Annotated in this window: 14 protein-coding genes; 11 read left to right on the forward strand and 3 right to left on the reverse strand. The window is 67.6% G+C overall.

The genetic code is table 11. The features are described 5' to 3' along the window. The first annotated feature begins 81 nt into the window (after nucleotides 1–81). From def to metH, 11 genes are all read left to right on the forward strand, one after another. The gene (gene def, locus EGT29_RS01035; protein ID WP_124687284.1) at nucleotides 82–582 is read left to right on the forward strand and encodes a peptide deformylase; all 501 of its coding nucleotides are present in this window, start codon (nucleotides 82–84) and stop codon (nucleotides 580–582) included. Nucleotides 583–1,071: 489 nt separating this feature from the next. Then, nucleotides 1,072–2,019 carry a methionyl-tRNA formyltransferase gene (gene fmt / locus EGT29_RS01040; protein WP_124687285.1) on the forward strand — a complete coding sequence of 316 codons (948 nt, stop codon included), beginning with the start codon at nucleotides 1,072–1,074 and terminating at the stop codon, nucleotides 2,017–2,019. Further along, nucleotides 2,016–3,338, forward strand: coding sequence for a 16S rRNA (cytosine(967)-C(5))-methyltransferase RsmB (gene rsmB, locus EGT29_RS01045; RefSeq protein ID WP_370283084.1), 1,323 nt, complete (start codon nucleotides 2,016–2,018; stop codon nucleotides 3,336–3,338). Before fmt ends, rsmB begins: the two co-directional genes overlap by 4 nt. After that, nucleotides 3,335–4,186, forward strand: coding sequence for a DUF4390 domain-containing protein (locus tag EGT29_RS28680; protein WP_238160256.1), 852 nt, complete (start codon nucleotides 3,335–3,337; stop codon nucleotides 4,184–4,186). Before rsmB ends, EGT29_RS28680 begins: the two co-directional genes overlap by 4 nt. Nucleotides 4,187–4,209: 23 nt before the next feature. Further along, nucleotides 4,210–6,666, forward strand: coding sequence for a PAS domain-containing sensor histidine kinase (locus EGT29_RS01055; protein ID WP_124692166.1), 2,457 nt, complete (start codon nucleotides 4,210–4,212; stop codon nucleotides 6,664–6,666). Nucleotides 6,667–6,683: 17 nt separating this feature from the next. Then, complete coding sequence (locus tag EGT29_RS01060) at nucleotides 6,684–7,418, forward strand: response regulator (RefSeq protein WP_124687287.1); 735 nt, start codon at nucleotides 6,684–6,686, stop codon at nucleotides 7,416–7,418. Continuing rightward, nucleotides 7,415–8,791: a Trk system potassium transporter TrkA gene (trkA, locus tag EGT29_RS01065; RefSeq protein WP_124687288.1), complete on the forward strand. Its 1,377-nt coding sequence runs from the start codon at nucleotides 7,415–7,417 to the stop codon at nucleotides 8,789–8,791. The genes EGT29_RS01060 and trkA overlap by 4 nt, the downstream gene beginning before the upstream one ends. 18 nt (nucleotides 8,792–8,809) lie before the next feature. Beyond that, complete coding sequence (locus EGT29_RS01070; protein ID WP_124687289.1) at nucleotides 8,810–10,279, forward strand: TrkH family potassium uptake protein; 1,470 nt, start codon at nucleotides 8,810–8,812, stop codon at nucleotides 10,277–10,279. A gap of 472 nt (nucleotides 10,280–10,751) precedes the next feature. Then, a complete protein-coding gene (locus EGT29_RS01075; protein ID WP_124687290.1) occupies nucleotides 10,752–11,000 on the forward strand; it encodes a DUF3567 domain-containing protein in 249 nt (82 codons plus the stop codon). Nucleotides 11,001–11,420: 420 nt separating this feature from the next. Continuing rightward, a complete protein-coding gene (locus tag EGT29_RS01080; protein ID WP_124687291.1) occupies nucleotides 11,421–12,665 on the forward strand; it encodes a YbdK family carboxylate-amine ligase in 1,245 nt (414 codons plus the stop codon). A 123-nt stretch (nucleotides 12,666–12,788) separates the two neighbouring features. After that, a complete protein-coding gene (gene metH, locus EGT29_RS01085; RefSeq protein ID WP_124687292.1) occupies nucleotides 12,789–16,559 on the forward strand; it encodes a methionine synthase in 3,771 nt (1,256 codons plus the stop codon). A 21-nt stretch (nucleotides 16,560–16,580) separates the two neighbouring features. On the opposite strand, the gene EGT29_RS01090 is transcribed toward metH, so the two are convergent. The 3 genes from EGT29_RS01090 to EGT29_RS01100 all read right to left on the reverse strand — a co-directional run bounded on the left by EGT29_RS01090 (nucleotide 16,581) and on the right by EGT29_RS01100 (nucleotide 19,120). Next, nucleotides 16,581–17,432, reverse strand: coding sequence for a nucleotidyl transferase AbiEii/AbiGii toxin family protein (locus tag EGT29_RS01090; protein WP_124687293.1), 852 nt, complete (start codon nucleotides 17,430–17,432; stop codon nucleotides 16,581–16,583). Beyond that, on the reverse strand, nucleotides 17,429–18,028 hold the full coding sequence (locus EGT29_RS01095) for an AbiEi antitoxin N-terminal domain-containing protein (protein ID WP_124687294.1): 600 nt from the start codon (nucleotides 18,026–18,028) through the stop codon (nucleotides 17,429–17,431). The genes EGT29_RS01090 and EGT29_RS01095 overlap by 4 nt, the downstream gene beginning before the upstream one ends. Before the next feature lie 69 nt (nucleotides 18,029–18,097). Further along, nucleotides 18,098–19,120 (reverse strand): LacI family DNA-binding transcriptional regulator, encoded by a 1,023-nt coding sequence (locus EGT29_RS01100; protein WP_124687295.1) that lies wholly within the window; start codon nucleotides 19,118–19,120, stop codon nucleotides 18,098–18,100. Between the last annotated feature and the right edge of the window lie 73 nt (nucleotides 19,121–19,193).

Raw genomic sequence — 19,193 nt, forward strand, 5'->3', positions numbered from 1 at the left:
GTATCTTGCCCCTTGGATCCCGGCCAACCGGCCCCATTATTCTGTTAAGCGCCCCATTCGAGGGACAACGGCAACACAACCATGGCATTGCTACCCATTCTTCACTATCCCGACGCAAGGCTGCACAAGAAAGCCAAGCCGGTGGCCGTGGTCGACGACCGCATCCGCCGCATCGTCCGCGACATGGCCGAGACCATGTACGCCGCGCCGGGTATCGGGCTGGCCGCCACCCAGGTCGATGTCCACGAGCGCATCGTGGTCATCGACGTTTCCGAACACAGCGACGACCTGCTCGTGCTGATCAACCCGGTCATCACCTGGAAGAGCGAGGAAACCCAGGTCTACGAAGAAGGCTGCCTGTCGGTGCCCGGCATCTACGACGAGGTCAAGCGCTCCGCCCGGATCAAGGTCGAGGCCACCAACGAACAGGGCGAACGCTACGAATTCGACGCCGAAGGCATCCTGGCCGTCTGCGTCCAGCACGAACTCGACCACCTGGAAGGCAAGGTCTTCGTCGAATACCTCTCCCCCCTCAAGCAAAGCCGCATCAAGACCAAGCTGCGCAAGCTGGAAAAGGTCTAAGGGAGATCCAAAGGGAAGCCCACCCCCAAGCGGCCTTCGGCCGCTCCCCCTCAAGGGGGCGGCGCTAGCGGACCGGAGGGAAAGCCCACCCCACGCGGCCTATGGCCGCTCCCCTCAAGGGGCGGCGCTGGCGGACCGGCAAAGCCGGATCCTCGGCGCCCAAGATCAAAGCAAGTATGCGGTGCTCCGCACCGAGATACCTCATGAAGACCCAGGATGCGGTGGATCCGGCTTTGCCGGTCCACCCGCATCGCCCCCTGGGGGGCGCGCGCAAGCGCGTAGGGGGGGCCATGTATCAAGCACGTAGGGGGGGACCATGTATCATTCCCCCTCCGACAATCAACGATCCCATCCCACCCGCCCCGGAACCGGCATGCAAGGCCGTCCGCCAAGCAGCGAGCCCTATCCAGGAAACCGCGGATCCGGCTCTGCCGGTCCGCCGGTTTCGCCCCCTGGGGGGCGCGCGAAGCGCGTAGGGGGGAGCATCAGATGCATCTGGTTTTTGCCGGTACGCCGGAATTCGCCAAAATCGCCCTCCAGGCCCTGATCGGTGCCGGGCATACGATCGCGCTGGTCCTGACCCAGCCGGACCGGCCGGCCGGGCGCGGGCTCAAGCTCACGCCCAGTCCGGTCAAGACGGCGGCGCTGGAAGTGGGCGCGCCGGTGCTGCAACCGCGCAGCCTGCGGCTGGACGGCAAGTATCCCGACGAGGCCGCCCAGGCCCACGAGGCGCTGCGCGCGGCGCGGGCCGACGCGATGATCGTGGCCGCCTACGGCCTGATCCTGCCCCAGGCGGTGCTGGACATCCCCCGGCTGGGCTGCCTGAACATCCATGCCAGCCTGCTGCCGCGCTGGCGCGGCGCCGCGCCCATCCAGCGCGCCATCGAGGCGGGCGACGCGCGCACCGGGATCACCATCATGCAGATGGACGCGGGCCTGGACACCGGCGACATGCTGCTTGAAGAGGCGCTGCCGATCGAGGCGGGCCAGACCGCCGGCGAACTGCACGACCGCCTGGCCGTGCTGGGCGGCGAACTGATCGTGCGGGCGCTGGCGCGTCTGGACGAAAACGGCCTGCCGGCCACGCCGCAGCCCGCCCAGGGCGTGACCTACGCCGCCAAGCTGGACAAGGCCGAGGCGGCGCTCGATTGCTCGCGCCCCGCCGCCGAACTGGCGCGCCGCATCCTGGCCTTCAATCCGGTGCCCGGAGCCACGGTGCGGCTGCCCGGCCTGGCGGATCCGGTCAAGGTATGGCGGGCCGAAGCGCTGGACGAGGCGGCGCCGGCCAGCCCCGGCAGCGTCGTGCGCGCGGGCGCCGCCGGCGTGGACCTGGCCACCGGCCAGGGCGTCCTGCGCCTGACCGAATTGCAGAAGGCCGGCGGCAAGCGCCAGCCGGCCGATGTCTTCGTGCGGGGCTGGAGCCCCGATCTTTCCTGATGGCGCCCCCGACCACCGGGCCCGCGTCGGCCCCCTTGTCCGACATCCTGCTGGCCGCCGCGCGCGCCGTGCAGGGCGTGCTGGCGGGCGCTTCCCTTACCGATGCGCTGTCGCGCGTTGCCGCGCCGCTGCGCCCGGCTGCCCAGGCGCTGTCCTTCCACGCCATGCGCCAGCTGGGGCGGGCCCGCGCGGTCAAGCAGGCGCTGATCCCCCGCAAGCCGGCCGATCCGCTGCTCGATGCCTTGCTGCTGACGGCGTTTTCGCTGCTGGTGGCGGACGAGGGCGAGGCCGCCGCCGCCGGCGTCAGCTACGCACCCCATACGGTGGTGGATCAGGCGGTGCGCGCCGCCGCCAGCCAGCGTTCGCTCGCGCCCTTCAAGGGCCTGGTCAACGGCAGCCTGCGGCGTTTCCTGCGCGAACGCGAAAGCGTGCTGGACGCCGCCGACCGCCGCCCCGAGGCCGTCTGGAACCATCCTGAGTGGTGGGTGCGGCGGTTGCGCATCGACTATCCCGACCATTGGCAATCGCTGCTGCGCGCCGCCAACCGGCCACCGGCCATGGTCTTGCGCGTCAACCGCCGCCGCACCCGCCGCGAGGCGCTGCTCGAGGCCTTCCGCGCCGCCGGCGTCGATGCCCTGCCGGTGGGCGAGACGGGCGTCGCGCTGTCCCAGCCTCGGCCCGTGCAGCAACTGCCGGGCTTCGCCGAAGGATGGTGGTCGGTCCAGGATGCCGCCGCGCAACTGGCCGCGCCGCTGCTCCAGGTGAAGGACGGCATGCGCGTGCTGGACGCCTGCGCGGCGCCGGGCGGCAAGACGGCGCATCTGCTGGAGCTGGCGGATCTCGACCTGCTGGCGCTGGACGTCGACGCCGGCAGGCTGGAGCGGGTGGACGCCAACCTGGCGCGACTGGGCCTGTCGGCGCGCACGCAGGCCGCCGACGTGGCCGACCTGGATGCCTGGTGGGACGGGCGGCCCTTCGACGCGGTGCTGGCCGACGTGCCCTGTACCGCATCGGGCATCGTCCGGCGCCATCCGGACATCCGCTGGCTGCGGCGCGAGGGCGATGTCGCCAATACCGCCGCGCTCCAGGCCCGGATTGCCGACGCCCTGTGGCAGGTGGTGGCGCCCGGTGGTAAATTCCTTTATGCAACCTGCTCGATTTTTCCCGCGGAGGGGGCCAGGCAAGCCGAGGCTTTCCAGCGCAGGCACCCCGATGCGGCACGGCTGCCTGCGCCTGGGCAATTGCTCACGCAGGCGGAGCCTGATCGGCCGGCCGAGCAGCACGATGGGTTTTTCTACGCGTTGTTTGCCAAGGTTTGATCATTCTCCGACTCCGCCGCGTCCTGATCCTGCCGGTCGTCGCCCTGATGTTGCTGTGGGGCGGCCAAGCCCCGGCATCCGAGCCCGCCGTCCAGTCCGTGACGGTGACCGAACGCGGCCGTGACCTGCTCCTCAGTGCCGACGTCCTGCTGGATCTGAACAACCAGCTCGAGGATGCCGTCGCGCGCGGCTTGCCGCTGTATTTCTCGGTCGAGGTCGAGATCCGCCGGCCCCGCTGGTACTGGTTCGACGAGGTCGTGCTGTCCTCGAACCAGACATGGCGCATCGTCTACAACCCGCTGACGCGCCAGTGGCGCGTGCATTCCGGCAACCTCGCGCTGCCCGTGGGGTCGCTGGTCGAGGCCTTGTCGGTCGTGCGCCACGTGCGCAACTGGCGCATCGGCGACCGCGACGCGCTGAGTTCCGACACGCGCTACGAAGGCCGGCTGCGCGTACGGTTCGACATCTCCCAGCTTTCCAAGCCGTTCCAGGTCAACGCCCTGAACAGCAGCGACTGGTCGCTGGCGACGCCCTGGACGGAATTCAGCGTGCGCCTGGGCAAGGAGGTCGTGCCGCAGCCCAGTTCCAATGCCGCGCCGCCCGCCGCCGCCCAGCCCGGCCTGCCGCCGCCTCCGGTGCCGCCTCCCTATGCCGTGCAGCCTCCCGCCGGCTCCGGCGCCGTGCCCATGCAGTCCGTTCCCGCCCAGTCGGCGCCCCCGTCGCCCTCCGCGCCCATCGTCCCCGCCAACGGCGCCTCCTCCGGCGGCAATGGCCTGGTCCTGCCAGGCGGATCGCCCCACCCGAGCCCCCGGGGACTGGGCCTGACTCCTCCCACGGAGTCCCAATGATGCGAACCCGCCGCGTACGTATCCTGAACCGCTTCCTGCGCGTCCTCCTGGGCATGGGAGGCGTGAGCGCCCTCTTGCTGCTGTTCCTGCTGGCCTGGTCCACCGGCAACTCCTCCCGCCTGGAACAGCAGTACGGCCTGCTGCTGGGGCTCAACGCCATCATCGCCCTGGCGCTGTTCGCCTGGGTGGTCGCGCTGACCGTCAGGCTGATGGGGCAGTTGCGGCGCGGACAGTTCGGCGCCCGGCTCACCTCCCGCTTCGCGCTGGCATTCGCGCTGGTGGGGGTGGTGCCCGGCGTGCTGATCTACATGCTGTCGGTGCAGTTCCTGTCGCGTTCCATCGAGTCCTGGTTCAACGTGCGGGTGGATACCGCGCTCGAGTCCGGCTTGAACCTCGGCCGGGCGGCGCTCGATTCGCAGCTCCAGGAGATGAACGCCAAGGCGCGCACCATGTCGATCGAACTGGGCGAGAACCAGGAGTCGAACGTGGGGCTGTCGCTGACCCGCCTGCGCGAGCAGGTGGGGGTGCAGGACGCGATGGTGTTCACCTCCAGCGGCCGGGTCATCGCCTGGTCCACCAACTCCTACGGCACGCTGGTGCCGGAGACGCCCACGCCGCAGGTGCTGCGGCAGCTGAAGATCGCGCGTTCCTATGCGGCCGCCGAGGCCAACAGCACCGCCAGCCCGACCACCGTGGACGGCGTGCAGGGACCGCTGGGCACGACCCGCGATACGTCCAACGGCGGCGCCCTGCGCCTGCGCGTGATCGTTCCCATCGCGCCCGTCGGCGGCTTCGAGCTGCCCGGCGTGCTGCCGGCCGAGTCGCGCTACCTGCAGCTGTTGCAGGGTGTGCCGGAACAGATCGCCAGCAACGCCGAGGAGGTCCAGAGCGGCTACCGCGACTACCAGGAGCTGTCGCTGTCGCGGGTGGGCCTGCGCAAGCTGTACGGCATCACGCTGACCCTGGCGCTGCTGCTGGCGGTGTTCGCGGCGATCGCGGCGGCCTTCTCGCTGTCGTCCCGGATGGTGCGGCCGCTGCTGCGCCTGGCCGAGGGCACGCAGGCGGTGGGAGTGGGCGACTACCGGCCCATTCCGGAACCGCCCCAGAGCGACGAGCTGGGCCAGCTGACCCGGTCGTTCAACGCCATGACCCGCCAGCTGGACGAGGCGCGCCGCATGGTCGAGAGCAACCGGCGCCAGCTCGAACGCAGCAACGTCTACCTGGAAAGCATCCTGTCGAACCTGTCGTCGGGGGTGCTGGTGTTCGACGAGGCCTTCCGCGTCGCCACCGTGAACCGCGGCGCCCAGCAGATCCTGCGGGTGGACCTGCGCGCGGTCACCGGGCGGCCGCTGGAAACCGTGGACGGGCTGACCGCCTTCGCGCAGACCATACGCACGGCCTTCGCCGAGCACGCGGCGGCGGGCACCGGGCGCCAGTACTGGCAACAGCAGTTCGAGATCGTCCGGCCGCAGCCGGCTGCCGGCACGCAAGCCGTGCGCGAAGGTAACAATTCCGATCCCAACGGCGACGACAATACGATTACCCTGCTCGCGCGAGGATCACACCTGCCGGTGGCGGGAGCGAGTGGGGGCTACGTGGTCGTGTTCGACGACATTACCGAGGTCATCTCTGCCAACCGCGCCGTCGCCTGGGGCGAGGTCGCGCGACGGCTGGCGCACGAGATCAAGAATCCCCTGACGCCCATCCAGCTCTCGGCCGAGCGGATCGCCATCAAGCTGGCCGACAAGCTCGCGCAGCCCGACGCCGACATGCTCAAGCGGTCGACCACCACCATCATCAACCAGGTCAGTTCCATGCAGCGCATGGTGGACGATTTCCGCGAATACGCCAGGACGCCGCCGGCCCAGCACCAGCTGCTGGACTTGAACGAGCTGGTGGCCGAGGTACTGACCTTGTACGGATGGGACACGGCGGGCGGCGTGCTGAAGGCCGGCACCGGCAACATCGCGCTGTCGGTCGACCTGGAGTCGGTGCTGCCGCGCGTGCGCGGCGACGCCACCCAGTTGCGCCAGGTCATCCACAACCTGATCGCCAACGCCCGCGACTCGATCGAAGAGAAGGCCAAGGAAGCGGCCCGCCAGGCGGGAGACGGCGCGCCGGCCGGGCCCACGCCCAGCGACCGCATCTCGGTCAGCACCCGCCTGATCCAGACGCGGCTGCCCGACGGCCGCGAGCACGCGTCCATCAAATTCATGGTGACCGATACGGGCACCGGCTTCGCCGCCCGCATCCTGCAGCGCGCCTTCGAACCCTACATCACGACCAAGGTGCGGGGAACGGGGCTGGGGCTGGCCATCGTCAAGAAGATCGTCGAGGAGCACGGGGGCAGAATTGATCTTGCCAACCGGCCCGAAGGTGGGGCAATGGTCTCTATACTATTCACTCGGCTCGCCGGGGGTACGGACGTTGCACACGATGCCGCGCGTTTTTCCGAGACTGCGGGGGCGCAGTCCGCGTAACAGAGGTTGCTAAAGATATGGCCAGAATTTTGGTGGTTGACGACGAGGTCGGCATCCGCGAACTCCTGTCGGAAATTCTTTACGACGAAGGGCATACGGTCGATCTGGCCGAAAATGCCTCGGCCGCGCGCGCGCTGCGCGCCGCCAATCGTCCCGACGTGGTCTTGCTCGATATCTGGATGCCCGACACCGATGGCGTGACGCTGCTCAAGGAGTGGGCCGCCCAGGACCTGCTCGACATGCCCGTCATCATGATGAGCGGCCACGCGACCATCGATACGGCGGTCGAGGCGACCCGCATCGGCGCGATCGACTTCCTCGAGAAGCCGATCACCATGACGCGCCTGCTCAAGACCATCGCCGGCGCGCTGGAGCGGGGCCGGACGGGTGCCAAGCCGGCCGCGCCGCCAACCCCCGCGCGGCCCGCCATGCCGGGCTACGCGCCCGTGCCGCCCGCGGCCGGCGACGGCATGCGTGCGCCCGCCCCCGGGCTCGCGCCGGCCGTCGACCGCCCGGCGGGCACCGTGGCCATGCACGACAACCAGCCGCGTTCGCCGCTGCTCAGCCTCTCGCTCGACCTGCCGCTGCGCGAGGCGCGCGACGCCTTCGAGCGGGTCTATTTCGAGCACCACCTGGCGCGCGAGGGCGGCAGCATGACCCGCGTGGCCGACAAGACGGGGCTGGAGCGCACCCACCTGTACCGCAAGCTCAAGCAACTGGGAATCGAACTCTCGCGTAAACGCGGCGTATGAAGATCCTGATACTCGGCGCTGGCCAGGTGGGGACCAGCGTGGCCGAGAACCTGGTGTCCGAGCACAACGACATCACCGTCATCGATACCGACGGCGCCCGTCTGTCCGTGCTCCAGGATCGCCTGGACCTGCGGGGGTTGATGGGCAACGGCACCCACGTGTCCACCCTGCAGGAGGCCGGGGCGGCCGACGCCGATCTCTTCATTTCCTGCGTGACCGCCGACGAAAGCAACCTGGTCGCCTGCAAGATCGCCAAGAAAGTGTTCAACGTGCCGCGCTGCATCGCGCGCGTGCGTTCGTCCGAGTTCCTCGACCACGAGGAGCTGATGGCCGAGGACGGCTTCGACGTCGATCACCTGATCTGCCCCGAGCGCAGCGTGACCAGCTACATCGAGAAGCTGGTCGAGATCCCCGAGGCGCTCCAGGTGGTGGACTTCGCCGGCGGCCGCGTCTGTGCCGTGACCGTGCGCGCCGCCGCCGGCAGCCCGCTGGCGGACCAGCCCATCCAGACCCTGCGCGAGCGTCTGCCGGGCGCCGATGTCCGCATCATCGCGATCTTCCGCAACAACCGGTTGGTGCCGCCCGAGGGCGACACGCGCATCGAGCCGGGCGACGAGGTCCTTTTCCTGGCCAACACCCGCCACGTGCGCCAGATCATCCGCGAGCTGCGCGAGAGCGACAAGCGCGTCAAGCGGGTCATGATCGCCGGTGGCGGCAACATCGGCCTGCGGCTGGCCCGCAGCATCAGCGACCAGTGCGACGTCAAGGTCATCGAGCGCAATCGCCGGCGCTGCGAATTCCTGGCCACCCAGCTCCCCAGCCGTTCCCTGATCCTGAACGGCGACGCCACCGACGAGAACCTGCTGGAGGACGAGAACGTCGCCGAGATGGACCTGTTCCTGGCGCTGACCAGCGACGACGAGGACAACATCATGTCGTCGCTGCTGGCCAAGCGCATGGGCGCCCGCCGGGTGATCGCGCTGATCGGGCGCAAGAGCTACGGCGAGCTGATGGAGGGCGGCCGCATCGACATCGCCATTTCACCGTCCGAGGCCACCATAGGCGAGCTGCTGCGCTACGTGCGGCGCGGCGACGTGGTGTCCGTCCATCGCCTGCGGCACGGCGTGACCGAGGCCCTGGAGGCCATCGCCCACGGCGATGCCAAGTCCTCGAAGGTCGTGGGCCGCCGGATCGAGGACATCGACCTGCCGCAGGGCGCCACCATCGGCGCCGTGGTGCGCCAGGATGAAGTGCTGATGGCGCACCACGACACCATCATCGAGTCGGACGACCACGTCATCGTCTTCGTGGCGCACCAGCGGCTGATCGCGCAGGTGGAAAAGCTGTTCCAGGTCTCGGCGACCTTCTTCTGATCCTTCCGGCCTCGCTGCATGCGCAAACTGCTACCGGTCCTGCACGTCCTCGGACTCGTCATCGCCCTGTTCTCGATGACGATGGCGATTCCGCTGGCGACGTCCTTCATCTTTTCAGATGGGGCGCGGGACGCGTTCATCCATGCCATGATCGTCGGCCTGATCGCCGGACTGCTGCTGTGCCTGGCCACGCGCAGCCAGCGGCGCGAGCTGACGCCGCGCGACGGTTTCCTGCTGGTGTCCCTGGTCTGGAGCGTGCTGGCGCTGATCGCCACCCTGCCGCTCCTGTTCTACTACCACCAGATCGGCGCGCCGCTGTCGATGACCGACGCCTATTTCGAGGCCATGTCCGGCCTCACGACCACCGGCGCCACGGTGCTTTCCGGGCTGGACAACCTGCCGCCGTCGATCAATGTCTGGCGCTGCACCCTGGTCTGGATAGGCGGCATGGGTATCCTGGTGCTGGCGGTGGCCATCCTGCCCATGCTGGGCGCCGGCGGCAGCCAGTTGTTCCGGGCCGAGACGCCGGGCCCGATGAAGGACGAGAAGCTCACCCCGCGCATCACCGGCACGGCCAAGGGCCTGTATGCCATCTACATGCTGATCTCGGTCCTGTGCCTGCTGGCCTACCGGATGGCGGGCATGAACTGGTACGAGGCCTATTGCCACATGGCCTCGACCATCGGCCTGGGCGGTTTCTCGACCCGCGACGCGAGCTTCGCGGCCTTCGAATCGCCGGCCATCGAGATGGTCGCCGTGGTGTTCATGACCATCGCCGGCATCAGCTTCACCCTGCACTTCCAGGCGTTCCGGCGCCGCAGCCTGGGGCCCTACTGGCGCAGCACCGAGGCCAAGGCCTACCTGGCGGTGCTGGCCATCTCGGTGGCGGCCATCACCGCGCTCCTGCTGCAGCGGGGGAACTACGATTCGGTCTGGACCGCCCTGCGCTTCGCGCTGTTCAACACCGTGTCGGTGGCGACCACCACCGGCTTCGTCAGCACCGATTATTCGACCTGGCCCATCTTCGCCCCGGTCTGGATGCTGGTGCTTTCCTGCTTCGCCACCTGCGCCGGCTCCACCGGCGGCGGCATCAAGATGATCCGCGTGGTGATCCTGGTCAAGCAGGCGCGCCGGGAACTCATCCACATCCTGCACCCGCGCGCCATCAATCCGGTGCATATCGGCGGCCTGCCGGTGCCCAACCGGGTCGTGTTCTCGGTCATGGCCTTCATGCTGCTGTACTGGGCCTCGCTGATGGCGCTGACCATGGCCATGCTCTACACGGGCCTGGATCCCGTCACGGCCTTTACCGCCGTCCTGGCCAGCCTCAGCAATACCGGTCCCGGCCTCGCGGACGTCGGCCCGGCGGCCACGTTCGCCGTGCTGAGCGACGCCCAGACCTGGATATGCACCTTCGCCATGCTGATCGGCCGCTTGGAATTGTTTGCTGTACTCGTCCTGTTCACCCGGGCATTCTGGCGGAAATGAAGCCTGTCCCCGTCGTAATATTAGTTGGCACTCACTTACATGAAGGGCGCAGCCTGGCATTGGAAAATGCGCAAAAACAGGTGAGCGAAGGGTTGCAGGCGGTGATCGTCGAGGGCGGGCCGGGAACTTTGTCCGCCCCTGAGGGGGTCGAACTGGTACAGCTGGCGCCCGGGTGCGTTTGTTGCGTGGGGCAGTTACCGCTGCGGGTGACCGTGGCGAGGCTGCTCCGGCAAGCCCGGCCGGCCCGGCTGTGGATCGAGGTCAGCGCGGCCCGGCATGTCGCCGAGTTGCGCAGGCAGTTGGATGGACCAGGTTTTGCAGGAGCGGTGAAGCTGTACGGGGGTTAGGCCGGTATCGAGCATGGTGTGGCCGATAGGCGGTATCAATCCGGTTGGCCCTCTTGATTTCCAAACGTAGGCACCAACTTAATGAACAGGTGGTCGGTCAGACCCCTGTCTCCAGGAGCCAGACCATGGAAATGATCTACAACAGTCCCAACTATGTCGTGGTGGAGTTCGCCCAGCTCGATGGCGCCTCCGCGGGGGGATTCGAAATCGTCGACAAGCAGGCGCGCCGCGAGATCTACATCGCGGGCGAATCGGCCGAGCAATTCCGCTCCCAGGTGCGGGAACTGATCGCCACCGAGCCCTCGATGGAAGACGTGGACGAGTTCCTGAGCCAGTTCGACGACTACATGCACCATCCCGTCACCCTGCACTGAAGCCCCGGGGACCGGCGCCTCGCGCCGGTCTTCGTGTAAGTACATACTCTTCCCCGATGGGGCTATAATGGCCCCTGTCATCGCGTCGGCAGGCGCGGCATACTCACGAACACCTTCAATCCGCCTGCCCGCGCCTCCACGCCCGTCCTTCAGGCCGGCCGGGCGTTTCCGGCGGGTTCCTCCCGCACTCCCGCGTTTTTGCTGATTTGTCAGTGGATGCTTACTCCTGGGCGCCGATATTTCGGGTGCCAGCCTAGGGGAAACACTTAAGATCGGTCAATTTTCCGGAATCTGTCATCAACCAGCGGCTAAACTCGCCCAACGATTCCTTCACGTGATGCTGCCCCGACGCCTCTGCGCGTCCGGCGTCGCCCCCCGGGTAGATGACTCACCCCGGCCACCTTTCCAAAGGAGACCCCGATGCAGTCCATCGCATTCACGGCATCCGCGCCCAACACGCTGGGCATCGAGCTCGAACTCCAGATCGTCGATCCGCAAACCTTCGACTTGCGGGGCGCCGCCGAAGAGCTGCTTGCCCAGATCGCCAACCATCCCTACGCGGACCGGGTCAAACCCGAGATCACCCGGTCCATGATCGAACTGAATTCATCGGTGCACACCGATCCCGCCCGCCTGCTGGAAGAGATGCGCGAGATGCGCGACCTGCTGGTCGAGGCCGCCGACGCCGTTGGCGTGCGCGTGGCCGGCGGCGGCACGCACGCGTTCATGCGCTGGCATGACCGGACCATCTTCGATTCGCCCCGCTTCCAGTACCTGTCCGAGATGTACGGCTACCTGGCCCGCCAGTTCACGGTGTTCGGCCAGCACATCCACCTTGGCGTGCCCAGCGGCGATGCCGCGATCGCCATGACCCAGAAGCTGTCGCCCTACGTGCCGCACTTCATCGCGATGTCGGCCTCGTCGCCCTACTTCGAGGGGGTCGACACCCAGTTCGCGTGCAGCCGCCTGAACGCGCTGAACGCCTTCCCCATGTGCGGGCACCTGCCTCCCGAGGTGGAGGACTGGCACGGCTTCGAAGCCTACTTCGCCCAGTTGCAGGGGTCGGGCCTGATCGAGAGCATCAAGGACCTGTACTGGGACGTGCGGCCCAAGCCCGAGTTCGGCACCGTCGAGATCCGCGTCTGCGATACCCCGCTTACCGTCGAGAAGGCGTGCCAGCTGGCCGCTTTCGCGCAGGCGCTGGGCATCGTCCTGGCCGACGAGCCCACGCCCGGCGCCGAGGCGTGGATGGCCTACCGGACCAACCGCTTCCAGGCCACCCGCTTCGGCCTGCACGGCAACTACGTCGATCCCGTACAGGGCCGCATCCGCCTGAGCGAACACCTGCGCATGACCTTCGAGCGGCTGATGCCGGTGGCGCGCGGCCTGGGCACCGCGGACCTGCTGGAGGCCCTGCGCGAAGAAATCTTCACGCACGGCGGCGACAGCAAGTGGCTGCGGGCCCAGTACAACCGCGGCGAGGAAATCGCCGAGGTGGTCGAGGCGGCGGTGGGCGCCTGGCGAGGGGAAGCGCCGACCGAGGTCGAGCCGCGCCTGCCCGAACTGCCCGCGCGCCGTCGGGTGCGGGCCAGTTCCGAGCCCATCCTGAACCTGGACGGCATGAAGCCGTTCGCGTTCAAGCGGCTGGGCGGGCGGCTGCACTGAATCGCGGACCCCGGCGCGGCGGGCGCCGCCGGGAGAGTCCTTGGTAAAATGGCGGATTCGACTTAGCCGGCAGCCCGCCGCGGTCAGCGCATCGCCAGGGTTGCCCATCGAGGCCGCCCGCCCATGTCTTACCCCGCCCTTCCGTATCCTCCCTCGTCCTACACGCGTGGCGCCGACTTTGCGCGCCTCCTGACCGAGCGCATCCTGATCCTGGATGGCGCGATGGGCACCATGATCCAGCGCTACAAGCTGGACGAGGCGGCGTTCCGGGGCGAGCGCTTCGCCGCGCACGGCAAGGACGTGCGCGGCAACAACGAACTCCTCAGCCTGACCCGGCCCGACGTCATCCTGGAAATCCACCGGGGCTACCTGGCCGCGGGCGCGGACATCCTCGAGACCAACACCTTCGGCGCGACCTCCATTGCCCAGGGCGACTACGAGCTGCCCGAACTGGCCTACGAGTTGAACCTGGCCTCGGCCAGGCTGGCGCGCCAGGCCTGCGACGAATTCGGCACGCCGGAGCGGCCGCGCTTCGTGGCCGGCGCGCTGGGGCCCCAGCCCAAGACGGCGTCGATCTCGCCCGACGTGAACGATCCGGCGGCGCGCAACGTGACCTTCGACGAACTGCGCGCGGCCTATGCCGAGCAGTTGAACGGGCTGCTGGACGGTGGCATCGACCTCGTGCTGATCGAGACCATCTTCGACACGCTGAACGCCAAGGCGGCCATCTTCGCCGTCGAGGAAGTGTTCGAGGCGCGCGGCGAGCGCCTGCCCGTCATGGTCTCGGGCACGGTCACCGACGCCTCCGGGCGCATCCTGTCGGGGCAGACGGTCGAGGCCTTCTGGAACTCGGTGCGGCACGCGCGCCCGATCACCATCGGCCTGAACTGCGCGCTGGGCGCGGCGCTGATGCGCCCCTACATCGCCGAGCTGTCCAAGATCAGCGATACCTTCGTCTGTGTCTATCCGAACGCCGGCCTGCCCAATCCGCTGAGCGACACCGGCTTCGACGAAACCCCGGAAGACACCTCGCGCCTGCTGGAAGAGTTCGCGCGCGCCGGCTTCGTCAACGTCGTGGGCGGCTGCTGCGGCACCACGCCCGATCACATCCGCGCCATCGCCGACAAGGTGGCCGGCCTGCCGCTGCGCCAGCCCCCGGTGATCGAGCCGAAGATGCGGCTGTCGGGTCTCGAGGCGCTGAGCATCGACGAAGAGACCCTGTTCGTCAACGTGGGCGAGCGCACCAACGTCACCGGCAGCAAGATGTTCGCGCGCCTGATCCGCGAGGAGAAATTCGACGAGGCGCTGGCCGTGGCCCGCCAGCAGGTCGAGAACGGCGCGCAGATCATCGACATCAACATGGACGAGGCCATGCTGGATTCGCAGGCCAGCATGGCGCGCTTCCTTAACCTGATCGCCTCCGAGCCCGACATCTCGCGCGTGCCGGTCATGATCGACAGCTCCAAGTGGAGCGTGATCGAGGCCGGCCTGAAATGCGTGCAGGGCAAGTGCGTCGTCAACTCGATCTCGATGAAGGAAGGCATCGAACCCTTCCTGCACCAGGCCCGGCTGTGCCGCCGCTACGGCGCGGCGGTGGTGGTCATGGCCTTCGACGAGAAGGGCCAGGCCGACACTCTGCAGCGCCGCATCGACATCTGCGGACGCGCCTACCAGTTGCTGGTGGACGAGGTGGGTTTTCCGCCCGAGGACATCATCTTCGATCCGAACGTGTTCGCCATCGCCACCGGCATCGACGAGCACAACCACTACGCCGTCGACTTCATCGAGGGCACGCGCTGGATCCGGCAGAACCTGCCGCACGCCAAGGTGTCGGGCGGCATTTCCAACGTCAGCTTCTCGTTCCGCGGCAACGAGCCCATGCGCGAAGCCATCCACACGGTCTTCCTGTACCACGCCATCCGCGAAGGCCTGACCATGGGCATCGTCAACGCCGGCCAGCTGGGCGTGTACGCCGACCTGGATCCGGTGCTGCGCGACCTGGTCGAGGACGTGGTGCTGGACCGCGCCGAGCCGCTCGGCCGCAAGGACCCGGACGACGAACGCTCCTCCACCGAGCGGCTGGTGCAGTTCGCCGACACGATCAAGGGCTCGGGCGCGAGGAAGGAAGAAGACCTGGCCTGGCGCAGCCTGCCCTACGGCGAGCGGCTGACGCACTCGCTGGTGCATGGCATCAACGCCTACATCGTCGAGGACACCGAGGAAGCCCGCCAGGCCGTGGACGCGCGCGGCGGCCGCACCATCGAGGTGATCGAGGGGCCGCTGATGGACGGCATGAACGTCGTGGGCGACTTGTTCGGCTCGGGCAAGATGTTCCTGCCGCAGGTGGTGAAATCCGCCCGCGTGATGAAGCAGGCCGTGGCGCACCTCATCCCCTTCATCGAGGAAGAGAAGCGCCAGATCGAGGCCGCCGGCGGCGACGTCCGCTCCAAGGGCAAGATCGTCATCGCCACGGTCAAGGGCGACGTGCACGACATCGGCAAGAACATCGTCAGCGTCGTGCTCCAGTGCAACAACTTCGAAGTCGTCAACATGGGCGTCATGGTGCCGGCCACCGAGATCCTGGCCAAGGCCAAGGAAGAGAACGCCGACATCGTCGGGCTTTCGGGCCTGATCACGCCCAGCCTGGAGGAAATGGCCTACGTCGCCTCCGAGATGCAGCGCGACGACTACTTCCGCGAACGCAACCTGCCGCTGCTGATCGGCGGCGCCACCACCAGCCGCGTGCACACGGCCGTGAAGATCGCGCCGCACTACGAAGGCCCCGTCATCTACGTGACCGACGCCAGCCGTTCGGTGGGCGTGGCGCAGAGCCTCGTGTCGGACCAGGCCGCGCAATACATCGCCGGCATCAAGAGCGAGTACGAGCGCGTGCGCGAACAGTACGCCAACCGCAAGGCCACGCCGCTGATCCCGCTGGCCGAGGCGCGCGCCAACAAGCCGCCCATCGCGTGGGACGGCTACCAGCCGCCGCGGCCCAAGTTCATCGGCCGCCGCACGTTCAAGAACTTCGACCTGGCGGAAATCGCGCGCTACATCGACTGGCAGCCCTTCTTCCAGACCTGGGACCTGCACGGCGCCTTCCCCGCCATCCTGGACGACGCGGTGGTGGGCGACTCGGCGCGCAAGGTCCACGCCGACGGCCTGGACCTGCTCAAGCGCGTGATCGAGGGCCGCTGGCTGACCGCCAACGGCGTCGTCGCCTTCTATCCGGCCAACAGCGTCAACGACGACGACATCGAAATCTACGCCGACGAGTCGCGGCAGAAGGTCCTGTTCACCTGGCGCAACCTGCGCCAGCAGACCGCCAAGCGCGAAGGCGTGGACAACAAGTGCCTGGCCGACTTCATCGCGCCCAAGGACAGCGGCATCGCCGACTACATCGGCATGTTCGCCGTCACCTCCGGCCTGGGCATCGAGAAGTGGGAAGCCGAGTTCCAGAAGCAGCTCGACGACTACTCCAGCATCATGCTCAAGGCCATCGCCGACCGGCTGGCCGAGGCCTTCGCCGAAGCCATGCACGAGCGCGTGCGCAAGGACCTGTGGGGCTACGCCGCCGACGAGACGCTGGACAACGAGGCGCTGATCAAGGAAGCCTATCGCGGCATCCGCCCCGCGCCCGGCTACCCGGCCTGCCCGGAGCACACCGTCAAGCGCGACATGTTCGAGACCATGGCCTGCCAGGACATCGGCATGGAACTGACCGACAGCCTGGCCATGTACCCCGCCGCCGCCGTGTCCGGCTTCTACTTCAGCCATCCCGAGTCGCAGTACTTCAATGTCGGGAAGATCGGCGAAGACCAGCTGGCGGACTATGCGGCGCGCAGCGGACGCAGCGAGGACGAGCTGCGGCGGGCGTTGATGAGCAGTTTGTAAGGGCCGCCGGGATCTTCGGGGCTATGCGTGCATCGCGGCCAGCAAGGCGGGGCGTATGGCTCCAACGATCTCGTCCAGCGGCATCTGGGGCAATTCATTCTTGCGCAGGAATGCCTCCCATTGCTGCCTTTTTCGCCTGTCCTGTGCGAACTCGTCAGCCAATCCCAAGGGTGTGCCGCCGGGAATGGGCGTACCTCGCCGCCCAAATGTCGCGTGCACAGCCTGGGTCAGGATTGCCCCATCGATTTCCGCATGCTGAACCAACACCCATAGATCGAAATAATCTTTCATGCGTGTGTTGCCCATGCCGAGCGAGACGATGGCTTCCAACTTTTCCGCGATGACGGTGTATTGCGGATAGACGTGGAGCTGCGGCGCGGGCATTTCGTCCAGGATGACAGGGTATTGAGCCTCTTCGGGGCCGGGGACCACCGCATCGCCGAAACCGATATCGATCTGCACCGGGCATCGTGCTCCATCCAGCAAGCCCAGCAGGTTCACTCGGATGCCGGCGTAGTTGGCTTCTTTGCGAATTTTCGCTGCCCTGACCGTACCAGGTTGGAAGAGCACCCCGTCATCGCACGCAATGGCACAGATCTCCTGAAATACCTTGATCAGATGCGGCACTTCCGCCTGCGTGAAGCCAAGCAGGTCGGCGTCGTGTGTTGGACGATGCGGCATGTCGAACCACAGGTCGAACAGCAAGGATCCCTTCAACAGGAAGTGGCCTCGATACGTCGAGCGGCTCAGGCGGTACAGGATGCGTTCCAATGCGTAGCGCCCGAGCAGCAAATTGAAGTCCTGCCGGTTGACCCGAGCCTTGTTGAGCAGCCTTGCTCGTACGGAGGCTGCGGTATTGCGGGCATTCGTCATTCCAGGCTTTCCAGATACGGGCGCATGACGTTGGCTACCCGGCAAAGGCTTGCGTAGTGCCACAGCTCTTCACTGGTCATACGTTTTGCTCTCCACGATTCACGCAGCGCTTCCAGGGCCACGTCCAGGCCAATCTTGTTGCGGTACTTGAAGCAGTCTGCCACGGTCTTGGCAACCCCAGTGACACGGATGAGGACACCATCGACCATATGCTCTTCCACCCCTTCGCTCAGGGCCGTGGCGGAAAACCGCACGATGCGCAGCGGCGGATAGCCAAGCCTGGGCACCGCGGCCTTGCCACCGATGGCTATCCATACCTCATGCGGGGCCTGAGTCGTCAGACCGTGGAACCGCAGTGCCGACAGCAGGCAGATGACTCCCTTGGGAACTCGCCGGGCGACTTCCGCCAGTGTCGTGTGTTCGGAGATCTGGCGAGATGGCAGGCCATACAGCCCTCGCCCCAGGCGTTGCAGCTGTCCCTGGCGCACGGCGCGAGTCAGGGCCACGCGGGCAATGCCCAGCGGCGCCAGATCTCGCGCGCGAATCAGCCCCGCCTCGCGGGCTATCGCCAGTAGCTTGTCGGCAGCGGTATCCATCGGTTCATTTTGTTCCGATAGATGGGATAAGGTCAATAATTTCCGATTTTTCGGAACAGTGTTGGTTGCCTACGCCCCCGCCGGCGGCCGCAGCGTGCACCCCGGGCTGAACGTCAGCGGATAGGCCCCCAGCCCCGTCTGCGCGATGGCCGTCTCGCCGGGCGCCTGGATGCGGGCCAGCAGGTAGCGCATCGCGTCCTGGCCCATCCGTTCCGCCGACACGACGATGGCGCTGAGCGCCGGCGGTGCGATCCCGCCGTATCCCAGCAGCGAGAGCTGCTGCGGGATGCGGATCTCCCGCAGCAGGCTTGCCTCGAAAACGAGCTGGGCGTGGATGGAGTGCGGGACGAACAGCGCGGTGGGGCGACGGCTGGCGGGCGGGGCCATGAGCCGGTCGAAGGCCGCCAGGACTTCCTCGCGCGACCGCACGTCGGCCACCACCGTCGTCTCCACGCGCGGCGCGGCGGCATCGACGATTTCCCGGAAGCCCTCCAGGCGCGCCTGCATGTTGGCCAGGCGCATGTCCCCCAGGACCGCGGCCACGCGCACATGTCCCGCCTGCAGCAGCAGCCGCGCGCCCAGGCGTCCGGTTTCCCGGTCATCCGGCGCGAAGCAGGGGGTGTCGCGGCCGCCGTCTATCGGCCGGTTGATCACGACATGCGGCAGGTGCGCACGCCGCAGGGGCGCGAAGCGGTCGTCGTCGGCACGGCCGGCGGCGATCAGCACGCCGTCGCACTGGCCTTCCGTCAGCGGGGTGACGACATCGGCGCCGGTCTCGTCGATGTCGCTCAGGTGCATGAGGATGACGTTGTAGCCCGCCTGCTGTGCCACGTGTTCCGCGCCGCGGAAGATCAGGGAGTGGAAAGGGTTGGTGATGTCGGGCGTCAGCATCGCGACGATCCGGCTGCGTCCCGTCTTGAGCGACCGGCCCAGGCGGTCCGGGCGGTAACCCGCGCGCTCGGCCAGGGCCAGGATCCGGGCCCGTTTCGCTTCCGACACCCGTACGCCCGGCACCCGACGCAGCACGCGCGATACCAGGGAAACGTCGACCTGCAGCTCGGCGGCCAGGGACTTGAGGGTGGGCTTGGGCATCGACTCTTACGCTTCCTGGAAAACTGTTTTGTCAGATTATCGCCCCATGGCGGGGTCGGTTGCTTCATAATGG

This window comes from Pigmentiphaga sp. H8 (genome assembly GCF_003854895.1).
Classification (GTDB): domain Bacteria; phylum Pseudomonadota; class Gammaproteobacteria; order Burkholderiales; family Burkholderiaceae_B; genus Pigmentiphaga.

Bases quoted from the DNA above. Each gene is read 5' to 3' on its own strand.
- EGT29_RS01095 (WP_124687294.1), bottom strand. From the start codon at position 18,028: ATGGATACCGCTGCCGACAAGCTACTGGCGATAGCCCGCGAGGCGGGG.
- fmt (WP_124687285.1), top strand. From the start codon at position 1,072: ATGCATCTGGTTTTTGCCGGTACGCCGGAATTCGCCAAAATCGCCCTC.
- EGT29_RS01080 (WP_124687291.1), top strand. From the start codon at position 11,421: ATGCAGTCCATCGCATTCACGGCATCCGCGCCCAACACGCTGGGCATC.
- EGT29_RS01060 (WP_124687287.1), top strand. From the start codon at position 6,684: ATGGCCAGAATTTTGGTGGTTGACGACGAGGTCGGCATCCGCGAACTC.
- trkA (WP_124687288.1), top strand. From the start codon at position 7,415: ATGAAGATCCTGATACTCGGCGCTGGCCAGGTGGGGACCAGCGTGGCC.
- EGT29_RS01075 (WP_124687290.1), top strand. From the start codon at position 10,752: ATGGAAATGATCTACAACAGTCCCAACTATGTCGTGGTGGAGTTCGCC.
- def (WP_124687284.1), top strand. From the start codon at position 82: ATGGCATTGCTACCCATTCTTCACTATCCCGACGCAAGGCTGCACAAG.
- metH (WP_124687292.1), top strand. From the start codon at position 12,789: ATGTCTTACCCCGCCCTTCCGTATCCTCCCTCGTCCTACACGCGTGGC.
- EGT29_RS01070 (WP_124687289.1), top strand. From the start codon at position 8,810: ATGCGCAAACTGCTACCGGTCCTGCACGTCCTCGGACTCGTCATCGCC.
- EGT29_RS01090 (WP_124687293.1), bottom strand. From the start codon at position 17,432: ATGACGAATGCCCGCAATACCGCAGCCTCCGTACGAGCAAGGCTGCTC.
- EGT29_RS01100 (WP_124687295.1), bottom strand. From the start codon at position 19,120: ATGCCCAAGCCCACCCTCAAGTCCCTGGCCGCCGAGCTGCAGGTCGAC.